The following is a 13,811-nucleotide window of genomic DNA, read 5'->3' on the forward strand; positions in this document are numbered from 1 at the left end:
TGGGACGGGCGCCGGCAGATCCTGGCCGTGGAGATGGCCAATCGCGAGAGCCGCTCGGCCTGGAAGGACTTCCTCGTCGGCTTGAAACGACGCGGTCTCAAGGGCGTCGAACTGGCCGTGTCCGACGACCATGCCGGCCTGGTCGCGGCGATCGGCGAGGTGATCTCGGAAGCAGCATGGCAGCGCTGCTACGTTCACTTCCTCAGGAACGCGCTCGATCACCTGCCCAGGAAGCACGGCGACGATTGTCTGCAGGAATTGCGCTGGCTCTACGACCGGCGCGATCTCGCCGAGGCCAAGGCCGATCTCGCCGCGTGGCTGTCCAAATGGTCCGCCCGCTACCCGCGACTGGCCACCTGGGCGGAAGAAGCCATAGAACAGACGCTGACTTTCTTCCGGCTGCCGCGTCAGCATCACAAGCACCTCAAGTCCACCAACATGCTTGAACGGCTCAACGAGGAAATCCGCCGGCGCACCTATGTCGTGCGCATCTTCCCGAACGCCGAAAGCTGCCTGCGCCTGGTCAGGGCGCTGGCCGTCGAAACCAACGAAAACTGGATGGAGGCCAACCGCTATATCAACATGGATGATCTGCGCGAGCACAAGAAGCTCGCTCTACGCCAAGCCGCATGACCAGTTTCATGATCGCCCATTTTGCAGAACTTGACGCACACAACCCATCCTGGTCGAAGGTCATAGGACTAGTGGTCCACTCTACGTTGAAGCGGCCCAGCGTCTTGGACTTCATCCAATTACCCTGACGGCTGATCCAACTCAGTACGACTATCTTGCGGCGGAAAGCATTGAGGCCATCCGGATCGATACTGAGGATTTCGATGCGCTGATGCACGTGTGCTCTCGGCTGCGTGTGACCCATGATATTGCTGGCATCACTGGTTTTGCGGGTGGCGACGAGTCGTTCTATGTGACAGTTGCCAAGCTCTGCCGGCATTTCGATCTACCGGGACCAACCCCCGCATCGATGAACGATGTAGCGATAAATTTACTCAACGTCAGTTCCTCGCGCAGGCCGGCGTTCCAGTGCCTGCTTACCGAGGAGGTCGAATGCTCTGTCGCAGAGATCGGCCTGCCGGTGATCCTTAAGCCAGCCGAAGGCAGCGGCAGCAGCGGAGTCCGATTGTGCAGGGATGTGGATGAGTTGGCCGAGCATACGACCTATCTGTTGGGGAGGGCGCACAAATGTCGGTCTTCGCCTAGAATACTGGTCGAAGAATTCGCACAAGACCCATTCTATGACGCTGCTACGATGGGAAACGTGGTCATTGCGATTGGTGCCGCCGACTTCGACCGCCCACCCTATGTCCCTTGCGAGAGCATGTTTCCGGCCCCACTGACTGATGAGGAGCAGAGCGTATTGCAGACGTTTCGCTGAGCTGCTTGCGGGCTCTCGGCCTTGGCTGGGGGCCAGCGAACATTGAATTCCGATGGACGAAGCGTGGCCAGTCGTAATGGAAGTCAATGCGCGTCTTCCGGGCTGGACCACTCCTCGGCTGATTCAACTGGCCTACGGTGTCGATACCATCAACGAGCACATCAAGCTTGTAATCGGTGACGAATGCGATCTGCGCAGAAGGCATTCGCACACTTCGGCCGCGCGGTTCATAGTTCCTGATCGCGACGGCGCGGCGAGAAGCGGAGGTGTTGTCCGAATGGTCCTGGATGACTCGCCGCCTGCGCGGCGTAGATCACACCCTGCGCGATCTCCATGTCTTCGAGCGCAGGTGGTATTGATCCGGATACAGCCTCTCGGATTTGGCGCAGGAGCGCCTTCAAACGCTCGCTCTCTTCCTGGCGAACCGTCAGAGTCATGCACTAAATCAAGCACATGAACGCCCATAACGCCACCGGCGACAATGCCTGAGTCGAGTCACTGTGCCACACACTCATCCGGCGAGTTGCGGAGGCCGTGCCCCCTCGGGGCGAACCAGTTCCAATCAGCCCTTCGAACGAGGCCGCGAACATCGCCGGCGACATCCCAGACCAAAATTGATCCTGTCAGCTTTTTGGCCCGGAAGGACGTGCGAGATCCATCGATCCATCGATCCTCCAAACGTCGAAATGCAGAATGTGCGTCACCCAGCCGTCCGGTTGAGACAGATGTAAAAGCTTCGAAGGGCCTTCAGCAGGATCTGCAGACTCCCCAAACCGTGGGGCGAACCAACACCGGACAAAACTTAGGGCAAGCTCAGAGCTACACGCATTGGTTGCTTCTGAAAAAACTATTCGCGGGATCTTCGGCGATCCTCAATTGCCTATTCAAAACGCCAAAGGGGGCCATCAGTTTCTCCGACGGCCCTCTGTTCGCAGCAGTTGTTCCAGATAGATTAGATCTCCTCGGCAAGTTGCTTGGGGCTAAGGCGCAACGCAGCTGCGCGGCGGTGGCCTTCCAGCTTTTCGGTCGCGCTCTGGCGCACAGCGGCCGGAGCGACGGCCGCAACGCCGCGCTCGTCCAGCCACTGATGGGTGGCAATTTTCACGTAGGAACCAACCCAGAGGCCGCCGGTGTAACGGCCTGCGGCCATGGTTGGCAGGGTGTGGTTCGTACCGCAGCACTTGTCCGAATAGACGACGCTGGCCAGTTCACCGATGAAGAGCGAGCCGTAGTTCCTAAGCTTCTTAGCGGTTGCCTGCGGATCGCGGGTGTGGACTTGCAGGTGCTCCGTTGCAATATAATCCGCGTATTCGATGATGGTCTCTTCGCTTTCAACCACAGTGATCTCGCCATAATCTTTCCAAGCGACGCCTGCCACCGGAGCCGTCGGCAGATCATCGAGTTGTCTTTCGACTTCCTTGAGAACGTCTTCAGCAAGCTTGCCGTCAGTCGTCACGAGCCCAACACGGGTGCGCACGTCATGCTCGGCCTGCGCCAACAGATCGGATGCGATGGTTGCTGCATTGCCGGTTTCGTCGGCGATGATGAAGATCTCGCTCGGGCCGGCCAGCTGGTCGATCCCGACCTGACCAAAAACCTGGCGCTTTGCCTCGTTTACGAAGGCGTTGCCCGGACCAACGATCTTGTCGACTGCCGGAATCGTCTCGGTGCCGTATGCCATTGCCGCAATCGCCTGGGCTCCCCCAACACGGAAAATGCGATCTGCACCGGCAAGATGGCAGCCAGCGATCATGGCCGGATGGGCCTTCGGTGGAAGGCAGGCGATTACCTGGTCGCAGCCAGCGACCTTGGCCGGAACGATGGTCATGACCGGAGCCGACAGGAGTGGATAGCGACCGCCAGGTACATAGCAGCCGATAGTCTCAATCGGAATTACGCGGTGACCGAGGTGAAGACCGGGGAGGCTCTCGATTTCAAGCGGCAGAATGGTACTCAGTTGAGCTTCGGCGAAGCGGCGGACGTTGGCTATGGCAAATTCGGTATCTTCTCGGGTCTGCGGATCCAGATCGGCGACAGCTTTCTGCTTCTCCTCCTCGTTGACTTCGAAGTTCGTGACCACAGCCTTGTCGAAGGCAAGCGAATATTCGCGAACTGCAGCGTCTCCGCGCTCACGGACGTTCGCAATGATGTCCCTTACGGTTTTCTCGACTGGGGCCGAGTCTGAGACGGCGTCTCGGGTCGGCTTCTTGATCTGGGTGAATTTACCTTTCAGACCCTCGAGACGTGACGACATCAAAACCTCCTTACGTGGGATGATGGAAGGCAGCATCGTGCAATCGGATCAGGCTGGCAATTGCATCAAACCAGGTGTTCAGTATAATCACCAATCAATCGGACAACCCGTCCCTCGTGGCTTTTCTCGTGGGACTTTCATGGTCCTCCTGATCAAAATCATTTACGGAGCTGACAAATGCCTCAACTTGGGAGCAAACTTCGTGAACTGCGTCGCCGGCGGAACCTTGGTGTGAGAGAGCTAGCGGCTCGTTCAGGGATATCTCATTCCACAATATCGCTAATTGAGAGAGACCGGATGAGCCCTTCGGTCGACACCTTGGGTGCTGTTCTGGACGCACTTGGTACGACGCTTACTGGCTTCTTTTCTGATCTGCAATCGAGCCTTCCCTATTCGCCTTTCTACGCGGCAGCAGACCTCGTTGAGATTGGAAAGATAAAAACAATTTCTTATCGGGTCATCGGGCTCGATCATCCGAACCGCCAACTGCTCATGTTGCACGAACGCTATGCTCCTGGGGCAGATAGCGGTGAGGAATTCACTCATGCAGCGCAAGAAGCCGGCATGGTTCTATCTGGTATGGTCGAGGTGTCCGTGGGAAACCAAAAGCGAATACTCCAATCAGGCGATGGCTACTATTTTGATAGCCGTCTGCCACATCGATTTCGGAATGTTCACGACGGGCGAAGCGAAATCCTAAGTGCGATTACGCCACCCACCTACTAGCAGGCTTCTCTGATTGCGGTCGGTGAGGTCAAGCCTTTCCTGTCTTTTTTCCGGACCATGTTGCCCCGCGGGTCACTCGCTTCTCTTCGCGGTCGGCGCGGAGCCGCCGCATGATGGGGTCAGGAGAGCGAGGCGTCTCAATCTGTTGAACGACCTTGGGAGACTTCGCCCAGATCGTGCCTGCTAACGAGATCGCCTTGCCCATCGTCCCCGCGGGAACGATCCACCCTCGCGGGCGAACCACTGTCTGTGTTCGTTTTTGTTCCTTGCGCTATTTCATGCCGATCCGGCGGCTTCCTTTCCAAAGCGGAATTCGGTTGCGTCGGCCCACATGCCGTGCAGGATGACGGCCAGCTTGCTGGCCACCGCCACGCGCGCCCGCGCCATGCCGCGTGGTCTGGCGATGTTCATGCCCCACGCGATCAGCAAAGGCGGTGCGCGACGGCGTACCGAGCTTGACGCCGGTCTCTCGCAGCATGGCGCGTACGACATTCCTCGATGCTGCGCATCTCGTTCAGCACCGTCCGGCGGGCAACCAGCAGCGCACGCCACAGCCGGCATTGCCGGCTCTTGACATGCACCTGCCGATACCAGCCCGTGCGCATGATCTGCGCAAGCGCGCGGGCGTCGTTGCGATCGGTGTTGTTCGGCATCGTCTTCATGGCCGCATTGGCTTGGCGCGTCTCGATGCAGGTCGCAGGCAGACCTTCGGCGCACAATCCATCGTGAAGCCAGGCCGTCAGCGAGCACGCTTCAAGCCCGATGCGCTCCAGCGGCAGATCGAGCTTCCGCAACGCATCGGGCAAGGCCTGTGGTTCGCTCGCCGCTCGTGTTTCCTTCACGATCTGACTGCTCTCATCGACGACGCAAATCGCGGTCTCTTCCAAAGATACGTCCAATCCAGCAAAATACTTCACGGCTGCTCCTTCCGGATGTTTGAGGCGCTCCAAGGCGACCACGTTCTAACATACAGGAGCAGCCACCCGAACCTTGGCTCGGGCGAGACCCCAATCACCCCATCTGTTGAAAAAGTGGCTCGCAGCGAGGCTATGAGCGTGATTCAGTGTCTCCGGAGAGATTCGGAGAACGAGGCATGCGCGGCGGAGACGAACGGTCTGGCGAACTGTTCAGTTATGTTGATCTCGAGGCTCGGGTGCGGCGCGATCATCCGTTGCGCCGCATTCGGGCGATTGTGAACGAGGCACTGGCGGCGTTGGAGCGGGACTGGCGGCGCTGTGGGGGCGGCCTTCGATCCCGCCGTAAAAGCTGCTGCGGCGATGCTGCTACAGGGCGTTCTACTCGATCCGCTCGGAGCGGCTTTTGATGGAACGGCTGGAACACGACCTTCTGTTCCGCTGGTTCGTCGGCATCGGCGTCGATGACACGGCCTGGGACCATTCGGTGTTCTCAAAGAACCCGGACCGGTTGCTGGAAGGTGATATCGCGGCGAAATTCTTAGGCGCAGTGCTGGCGCAGCCCAAGGTGAAGAAGCTTCTGTCTACGGACCACTTCTCGGTCGATGGCACACTGATGGAGGCGTGGGCATCGATGAAGAGTGTCAAACCGAAGGACGGCCCAAGCGGTGGTCATGGCGAGCCGCCGGCTGAAGGGGGCGGGCGAAACGCGGAAGCGGACTTCCATGGCCACAAGCGCTCGAACGACACACATGCCTAGACCACCGATCCGGAGCCCGGCTCTGTCGCAAGGGCAAAGGCAAGGAGGCCAAGCTGTGCTTTATGAGACATGGCTTTATGGGACATGGCTTGATGGAGAACCGCCACGGCCTGCTGGTCGACGCTTGCCTGACACTGGCCGACGGACATGCTGAGCGGGTGGCCGCACTACACCTGATCGAACTTCGAGCGGAGCGGCCACAGGCGATCACGCTCGGCGCCGACAAGGCCTACGACGCGGACGACTTCGTCAATGAGCTGCGCTCGATGAGGGTGACGCCGCATGTAGCGCAGAACACGAGCGGCCGCAGTTCCGCGATGGACGGGCGCACGACGCGGCATGGCGGCTACGCCGTCAGCCAGCGCATCAGGAAGCGCATCGAAGAGGCATTCGGTTGGATCAAGGTCGTAGCCGGCCAGCACAAGACCAGGTTCCGCGGTCGCGACCGTGTCGGATGGGCCTTCACCTTCGCAGCCGCTGCCTACAATCTGGTGCGACTGCCGAAGCGGCGTCGAAGCGCCATTTTTTTTCCAGGCTGCCAGAACGTCGCTTCGGCCGTCAGGCCATCTTTCAAAGTCCTCCCGCAGACATCATCGGTCGGGCGGCGTCTATTCGTGTCGCGCTGACCTTAGTTGTTTCAGGCCGCTGCCGCTCGGTCCGCCTCGAAGGGTGCCTCGCGACGCAATGTCACCCACGCGATGCGGGGGAGTTTGTTGGCCAGCGCCACCACCACCGTGTTGCGATGCCGTCTGTCGAGCAGGCTACGCAGCCACGCGCCCAGCAACGTCTGGCTTCGGGCCAGCGATGGCAAGGCTGCCCTTGCCCCACGGATCCGCAACGTGCGCAGGTATTTGTTGCCGCGATTGGAGATGCCGAGCAGCCTGGGTTGCCGCCGGTGGTATGTTGCCGGGGCACAAGCCCCAGCCATGCGCCGAGATCGCGGGCTCTTGCGAAGGTCGTGCCGTCCCCTACAGCGGCGACGAGAGCGGTGGCATTGAGAGCACCGGTACCGGGGATTGCCGTCAGGCGCCGAGCACCTGCATCGTTGCGGGCCAGTTCGACGAACTCCCGATCCAGAGCCTCGATCCGGCGGTCGAGATCAAGCCATTCCTCCCGCATCTCCGCAAGCAGGCGGCGGATGCGGCAGGCCATGAAGTGCGAGCAATGCCTCCGCAGCCTGCTCGAGCTTGCGGCGTCCCAGTGCGATAGTCAGTGCCGCACTCCAGCAGAATGGCGCGCAACTGCTGGTCAGCGTCGTGCGAGCGCCCACCAGCCTGAACGAACCCGATGCAGCGACTAAGGACGCACGTATTCCGGCGACATTAGTCGGACCTCATGTCCCTGATCGCTCAGAAGCCGACTCAGATGATGCGGGCCGCAGCAGGCCTCCATTGCAACCGTGCAGGGCGGAAGCTTCGAGGCGAAGCCCACAATCGTTTTCGGTGGCATGCGGCGGCGCTGAACCACCTTCCTCATCCGCATCCAATCCCGCAACGCTGCAGCTGGTCTTGCCAAGGTCAATTCCCAGTATCATGATCGTCATGGCTCGTCCTTCTCCGTTCCAAACACCGGCATCCTAGCGCGATGCCCTCGAAGGAGGGCGGACCATTCCATACAAGTCCGCGCACGCATTGGAGCAGCATCGCCCCGACATCCTGAAGCGGCGCCGGGACTGGTTCGACGGCCAGCTCGATCTCGATCCGGCGAACCTCGTGTTCATCGAAGAGAGTGTGCTGCAGAGGCACGGAAGGAGTTCAGTATGAACTAACCCCGTAACGTGAAGCTGCGTGAATGATGGAGGATGGCCCTCCGGGATCCCTTTTCAGGAGCGGGTCTCAACTAGTCCGAGCTGCTGCGGTAAAGAGCCGTGGTGGTCGGATGAAACGTTCGGACGAGATCCGGGCAGGTGCATGTCCGAAAGACGAACGAAAGTGAACCCTCCGAGGACGCATCGTCATGAACTTAAGTCTCGTCGAAACTGACCTGATGAGGTGGACGGCTCTCCCTCATGTGACTTTCGACAGCCACAATTTGGCACATTGCGATGCCGGGAGCGGAGGCCGTCCACCTCATCAGGTCAAAACCAGGACTGTTTCGTCATCCTGGACAAGTCCCCGGGGCCTGATGACGGGCGGGCGGCGACCGGCGTAGGGAGGCGTGAGTTGGACAAAGGCTTTCACGCGGAAGTGCAGGAACCAGGCTCCTGATGCGAAGGGAGATGCTGAAGCGGAGCAAACCGCAAGGCGAGAGTACCAATGCTGGAGACTGGGGCGGACCGACCCGTATGAGCGTTGAGGGCTCTCAAATAAGGTCGGAGCAAAGGGCTCGGATCAGGTGGTCGTATTGTTTGAAATAATTGGAAACAGGATGACTTCGAAACGTACGACAGACAAGCCGTTTCGAATAGAGAAACGTCGAGTGTCGAAGCTTACAAAGCGGTCAAAGCCAGACGTACGTCAAGCGGACGGTGAAGCCTAGAATGCTGGCAGGGCTTGCACAGGCCAACCTGTGTCCCATCCATTTTTCCTAGGGTCTCCGACTCTTTTCGCCGGCGGTGTAGATCAGACGCGCGCCGGTCTTTGTCGCTCAGATCGTCCGTCAACTCAGGGGTGGTATCTGCCGATCGAATCACGTGAAGCATCTTGGAGCGAAGATGTTGCGTCCCAACCAAGTTCGCTGTGAGCTTCACTGCTTAAGTTTTGCAGGGTGTCCTGCGAACAAGCACACGAGAGCGAACAGGCGCTTATGGTTGCAGTCATTGTCGGATCTTCGACGATGTCGGACATGAGACACAGCGCTATAGAGTGATCGCATTGTTGTGAAAAGATTTTCCTAGTTGGCACGACACATGCAGTCCTATTTGCCAACGACGTTTGCCGCGCCGCAGACGGGGAGAACTCATCCATGATCACACTCGCCGAACATGCGCTCGCCGCAAATAATGAGCTTTCCCGAGCAGACGGAGGCCCTTGCGCTTTCATTCTTCAAGTTGTTCGGACATGATCACATTCGATTTCCGTCCAATTTTGAATGCTCCCGACGATGATCCCTATCTTTGGCTCGAAGATGTAGAAGGCGAACCGGCACTTGACTGGACCGCCAGCCAGTCGGCCAGCGCACTGGGCCACTTCGGTGGAACGCAGTTGGAGCGCGATCACGACGTCCTGACAGCGATTTTCGACCGTCCCGACAAGATTCCCCTGATCACGCGCCGCGGTCAGTACCTCCACAATTTCTGGCAAGATGCCCGTAACCCGCGCGGCCTGTGGCGCCGGACCACCCTTGCCGCCTACATGAAGGCGGATCCCCAATGGGAGGTACTGCTCGATCTGGACGCCCTCGCCGTTAGCGACAGAGAGGACTGGATCTGGGGCGGCGCGTCTATCGAGCCGGAGAGACGGGAAAGAGCCGTTCTGCGCCGGTCGCGCGGCGGCAGCGACGTGGTCGTGCATCGCGAATTCGATCTGGGGTCTCTGAGCTTTGTCGCCGACCGTTTCAATCTCCCTGAGGCCAAGGGCGACATTGATTGGCTCGGCCCTGACACGCTTCTGCTTTCCAGTGCGCTTGGTGATGGCATGGCCACCCGTTCCGGCTACGCGCGCACCGTGCGGCTGTGGAAGCGTGGCGCGGATCCCCTAACCGCGCCGCCAATCTTCGAGACCGGCTGTTCCGAATCTCTTTGCGTGTCTGGTTATGTGGACCGCACCGCCGAGAGCGAGCGCCTTTGGTTCATCGAGAATACTGGCTTCTTCGAGCAGATAGTCCGAACCGGCGACAAGAGCGGGCCGAAGATTGAAATCGACTTTCCTCGGGACGCCTGGTGGGGTGTCTTTGGCGATTGGCTGGCGGTAAAGCCGAGCAAACCTTGGACGGTGGGAGGGACGACCTATGCCTCCGACGTACTGATCGGCATCTCGCTTTCCTCTTTCATCGCCGGCGAGCGCGGCTTTGTGACCCTGTTCGAACCTGGCGAGAGGCGCTCCCTGCAGTCATTCTTCTGGAACGACGGGAAGCTCATCATCTCATACCTAGTGAACCTCGTTCCGCGTTTCGAGACGGTCACTCCGGGCCGGCAGGAATGGACGCGCCGAGCCCTGGACACCGTGCCCGCCCAAGGTACTGTCCACCTGTGGTCACTCGATGCGGAAGATCACGAGAGCAATGGAGAGATCCTCGTTTCGGCTCAGAACCCGATCACTCCACCGCAGCTGCTCCTATTGGATCTCAATGACGCGCCGCCTCTCGGTAAGCCAGTGATCCTGAAGCGCAACCCGCAGAATTTCGACGCATCCGGGCTGGTGGTCACCCGCCAGGAGGCAGTCTCGAGTGATGGTGAGATGATCCCCTATACGCAGGTCGGCCCGGCGAACGGAAACGGGGATGCCCCGGTTCAGCTCACCGCCTATGGCGGGTTCGACATATCGCTCCTGCCCTACTACAACTCTTCGATCGGCAAGCTGTGGCTCGAACGCTGCGGCTCGTGCGTGGTGGCCAACATTCGGGGAGGCGACGAGTGGCACGAAGCCGGGCGCGGACAGGGCAAGCGTCTCGCCCATGACGATTTCGCCGCCGTTGCGGCCGACCTCGTGCGGAGGGGCATTACGCGACCGGGGCGGATTGCCGCCGAGGGCGGCTCAAATGGCGGCCTCCTGATCGCCAATATGCTTACCCGCTACCCTGAGCGTTTCGGCGCGCTGGTCTGCACAATTCCGCTTGTCGACATGCGCCGCTACACCAAGCTTTTGGCAGGCGCGAGCTGGATTGACGAATATGGCGATCCCGACGAGCCGGAAGCTTGGCCTTTCCTGAAGGAAATCTCCGCCCATCACGCCGCGATGCCCGGACAGCCCTATCCACCGATCCTGCTCGTCACCACGAAGCGGGACGACCGCGTCCATCCGGCCCACGCGCGTAAGATGGCCGCAAAGCTGCAGGTTCTTGGCTATCCCGCTATTCTACGAGCCCGGCGGGGGCGGGCACGGCAACTGCAAGGAAAATCGGGAGCGGGCCGCCTTCATTGCCCTGGGCAACAATTTCCTTCGCAGTGCGATCGGCTGGCAAGACAATCGCGTTCGATAGGTGGCCGGGACCCAACAAGAGCATCGTTTCACATAAAGTGAGCACAGGTCGATGATTGCGGGAACGCCCAAATAAATGCCGGCGCAGTCTCATGCAAGATGAGCACGAGACTCGGTCAATATAAATAACTCAGAGGAAGCTTTTAGTAGTGCAGTGTATCATTTACAAATATAGGAGAGAATATCATGGCAAAAAAGCGAATGGGCGTGGCGCGGGGAGTAACGGCGGCCTTCCTCATGATGATGGGAAAGCAGGCCGTCGCGGCCGAGCTTGCGCAAGCCGCGAGCGTCCCGCAGGCTGGAGCCGCGGTCACGGAATGGCCAAATCCGTGGCAGGTCCGCCTGCGAGCATTGGGGGTCGTCACTGAGGATTCGGGCTACGTCAATGCAGTGCCCGGCTCCGGTCTTTCCTATTCGAACACTGTGAGGCCGGAGCTTGATATCTCCTATTACTTCACGGACAACATCGCCACGGAGCTTATCCTCGGCACCACCTACGCTAACATTGAGGGCCAAGGAGCGATCGGCGCGCTGGGCAATGTCGGCAAGGTTTGGCTGCTGCCGCCCACGCTCACATTGCAGTATCATTTTGCGAATTTCGGCGCTTTCAAGCCCTATATCGGCGCCGGCGTGAACTACACGATATTCTATAACCAGCATGCCGGCAGTGCAGATGCTCTCCATGTTAAGAACACGTTCGGCACCGCGCTGCAGGTCGGGTTCGACTACATGGTGGATCAGCATTGGGGCGTCAATTTCGACGTGAAGAAGCTTTTCCTCAAGCCAGACTTCGACGTCACAGTGGACGGCGCGAAGCAGACGGGAAGGGCGGAGCTCGATCCCTGGTTGATAGGCGCAGGTGTCACCTACCGCTTCTGACAACGGAAGGCGAATGCCGGTTGTTGAAGCCCCGACCACAAAGTAAGCGCTCGTCTGGGCAGCCGATACCAATAATGAAGGGCGCCTCGTGCGCCCTTATCTCCAAAGCCGTGACGCTTAGGAAAGGTGAGATTGGAGAGACGTGTCTTCACTTCTAGTGCAGCAACACTCAACGGCAGCACCATTAAGCCCGATCCGATTGCTTTCGGCTCGCCGGCTGAATAGTGAAGATTGGCTCGGCACTGATCGCCGATGCAGAAACCGGAGAGATACGCGGTCCTTGGCTTCAGACGCTGATAGAGGATGTCGTCCGATTGTTCGCACGCGGGCAGCAGGTGATCATCGTCACCTCTGGTGCTGTCGCGGCCGGCTCAAGTCACTTCAATGATCTGGACAGATCTCTGCGAGTTGAGGAGAAGCAAACGGCGGCCTCTATCGGTCAAGTTCGAATAATGCGTGCCTATGAACAGAGTTTCAAACGCTATTGTTTTGGCATTGGTCAAATACTATTGACCCGCGAAGATATAGACGATCAGCATCGCCGCCTGAATTCGGCTTCAACGCTTCAACAACTTCTCAAAGTTGGCGCCGTACCCATTATCAACGAGAACGACACGACCGCAACGGCGGAGCTCTGATTTGGCGACAATGATCAGCTGGCGGCACGGGTCGCGCAGATGGTAAACGCTGACGTTGTCGTTCTGCTTTCCAACGTAGATGGCCTCTTCTCGGAAAAGCCACACGACAACCCCGCAGCCCGTCTGGTGACAGAGGTTAGATGCATTACTCCCGAGATAGAGGCAATGGCGGGTCACCCTGGCTCGCCACAGTTCGGGTGGCATGGTAACAAAGTTGATGGCAGCAAGGATTGCCACGGACGCGGGCTGTGAACTGGTCATTGCGAGCGGTAACAAATCTTCCCGCTCGCTCCATCGAGAACGGTGGGCCAGCAACATGGTTCCTTCCGCTCGCTAAAGCAGGCCGATCCGCCATGTCGGCAAACGCCGCAGCGAACTTTCGAGGAGATCGAGCGAGCAGCCGTGAGGCCGTTGCCGGCGGCACCGTTCGACCAATGTCAAATGGAAGGTGGCCTGGTGCATCCGCTTACCACGTCGAGGTCGACAGGTCCTTCTTCCGCATTGGCTGATCGACCGCCCCCATCCAGGTCCGCCTCACCCATCCGGTGGTCCCAGGAGCCGCGGCGTTCTGGCCGGCGACGATGGAGGCTTTCGGCTTGCCGACGGTCGTAATGGCGTGCCAGATGAGCAGCGCAATCCGCCGACCGGCAAGCACGACAACGGAATTGGCCAAGAGAGCCGCGCGTGCGCGCCCCGCCCTGCCCATCAGGCACGCGCGTGCCACATCGAGACTGGGCTGCATGCGCATCTCTCGCGCCCTTCGCATTCAGGCCCAGAAACAGCGCATGGCTATGGCCGGGAAAAACCGCGAGGGGCGGCAATCTCCAGGCACGCGCCATTAAGCGGCAGCCCGAGTTCGCGGATGATTAGTTCAGATACAATCGAGCCGCCGGTCTCCATGCGTATGACGCCCATCGAGCCACGAAATCGAGTCTGCCTGGCCCTTGGTCTGCCGCTCACTCGGTTGGGCTTCACCTTGACCCTTCACAGGTACCCAAGCGCCAAGTCAGTAGATGAGTCGTCAAGAGTTTGAAGGCGCTCGTCGGCATGATGGCTGTTGTACCTGTCAAGCAACTAGATGTTTAGTCCCAAGGTTTGATGGGTTGGATCGAGCCTGAATCGTTCGGGCTCTTTTGTCCAGATTTTGCAGATGTATTCAAAGGGCGTGA

6 protein-coding genes and 7 pseudogenes are annotated in these 13,811 nt (G+C 59.3%); 8 read left to right on the forward strand and 5 right to left on the reverse strand.

The genetic code is table 11. From position 1 onward, the window contains the following. Both NKJ58_RS31130 and NKJ58_RS31135 read left to right on the forward strand, forming a co-directional pair. On the forward strand, positions 1-633 hold a 633-nt coding region (locus tag NKJ58_RS31130), incomplete at its 5' end, for an IS256 family transposase (RefSeq protein WP_352854671.1). Between the two features lie 46 nt (positions 634-679). After that, positions 680-1,643, forward strand: a pseudogene (locus NKJ58_RS31135) (ATP-grasp domain-containing protein); the annotation flags it as partial. Here NKJ58_RS31135 and NKJ58_RS31140 read toward each other — a convergent pair. Both NKJ58_RS31140 and hisD read right to left on the reverse strand, forming a co-directional pair. Next, the gene (locus NKJ58_RS31140; protein ID WP_352854672.1) at positions 1,621-1,830 is read right to left on the reverse strand and encodes a hypothetical protein; all 210 of its coding nucleotides are present in this window, start codon (positions 1,828-1,830) and stop codon (positions 1,621-1,623) included. The pseudogene NKJ58_RS31135 and the gene NKJ58_RS31140 overlap by 23 nt on opposite strands. Before the next feature lie 515 nt (positions 1,831-2,345). Continuing rightward, positions 2,346-3,647, reverse strand: a complete 1,302-nt coding sequence (gene hisD, locus NKJ58_RS31145; RefSeq protein ID WP_352854673.1) for a histidinol dehydrogenase — start codon at positions 3,645-3,647, stop codon at positions 2,346-2,348. Between the two features lie 177 nt (positions 3,648-3,824). On the opposite strand from hisD, the gene NKJ58_RS31150 reads away from it, so the two are divergent. Next, positions 3,825-4,373 carry a cupin domain-containing protein gene (locus tag NKJ58_RS31150; protein WP_352854674.1) on the forward strand — a complete coding sequence of 183 codons (549 nt, stop codon included), beginning with the start codon at positions 3,825-3,827 and terminating at the stop codon, positions 4,371-4,373. Between the two features lie 276 nt (positions 4,374-4,649). On the opposite strand, the pseudogene NKJ58_RS31155 reads toward NKJ58_RS31150, so the two are convergent. Further along, a pseudogene (locus tag NKJ58_RS31155) lies at positions 4,650-5,290 on the reverse strand (IS110 family transposase). A gap of 176 nt (positions 5,291-5,466) precedes the next feature. Between NKJ58_RS31155 and NKJ58_RS31160 the strand changes: the two are divergent. Continuing rightward, a pseudogene (locus NKJ58_RS31160) lies at positions 5,467-6,553 on the forward strand (IS5 family transposase); the annotation flags it as partial. A 131-nt stretch (positions 6,554-6,684) separates the two neighbouring features. Here NKJ58_RS31160 and NKJ58_RS31165 read toward each other — a convergent pair. Beyond that, a pseudogene (locus tag NKJ58_RS31165) lies at positions 6,685-7,590 on the reverse strand (IS110 family RNA-guided transposase). A gap of 73 nt (positions 7,591-7,663) precedes the next feature. On the opposite strand from NKJ58_RS31165, the pseudogene NKJ58_RS31170 reads away from it, so the two are divergent. From NKJ58_RS31170 to proB, 4 genes and pseudogenes are all read left to right on the forward strand, one after another. Further along, a pseudogene (locus NKJ58_RS31170) lies at positions 7,664-7,783 on the forward strand (IS630 family transposase); the annotation flags it as partial. Between the two features lie 1,263 nt (positions 7,784-9,046). Then, positions 9,047-11,126: pseudogene (locus tag NKJ58_RS31175) on the forward strand (prolyl oligopeptidase family serine peptidase). Between the two features lie 185 nt (positions 11,127-11,311). Further along, on the forward strand, positions 11,312-12,004 hold the full coding sequence (locus NKJ58_RS31180; RefSeq protein ID WP_352854676.1) for an OmpW/AlkL family protein: 693 nt from the start codon (positions 11,312-11,314) through the stop codon (positions 12,002-12,004). A 224-nt stretch (positions 12,005-12,228) separates the two neighbouring features. Continuing rightward, positions 12,229-12,894, forward strand: a pseudogene (gene proB / locus NKJ58_RS31185) (glutamate 5-kinase). 214 nt (positions 12,895-13,108) lie between these two features. Here the strand turns inward: proB and NKJ58_RS31190 are convergent. After that, positions 13,109-13,384, reverse strand: a complete 276-nt coding sequence (locus NKJ58_RS31190; RefSeq protein WP_352854677.1) for a hypothetical protein — start codon at positions 13,382-13,384, stop codon at positions 13,109-13,111. Between the last annotated feature and the right edge of the window lie 427 nt (positions 13,385-13,811).

Source organism: Mesorhizobium sp. M0139 (assembly GCF_040322455.1).
Classification (GTDB): Bacteria; Pseudomonadota; Alphaproteobacteria; order Rhizobiales; family Rhizobiaceae; genus Mesorhizobium.

Bases quoted from the DNA above. Each gene is read 5' to 3' on its own strand.
- NKJ58_RS31140 (WP_352854672.1), bottom strand. From the start codon at position 1,830: ATGACTCTGACGGTTCGCCAGGAAGAGAGCGAGCGTTTGAAGGCGCTC.
- hisD (WP_352854673.1), bottom strand. From the start codon at position 3,647: ATGTCGTCACGTCTCGAGGGTCTGAAAGGTAAATTCACCCAGATCAAG.
- NKJ58_RS31150 (WP_352854674.1), top strand. From the start codon at position 3,825: ATGCCTCAACTTGGGAGCAAACTTCGTGAACTGCGTCGCCGGCGGAAC.
- NKJ58_RS31180 (WP_352854676.1), top strand. From the start codon at position 11,312: ATGGCAAAAAAGCGAATGGGCGTGGCGCGGGGAGTAACGGCGGCCTTC.
- NKJ58_RS31190 (WP_352854677.1), bottom strand. From the start codon at position 13,384: ATGCAGCCCAGTCTCGATGTGGCACGCGCGTGCCTGATGGGCAGGGCG.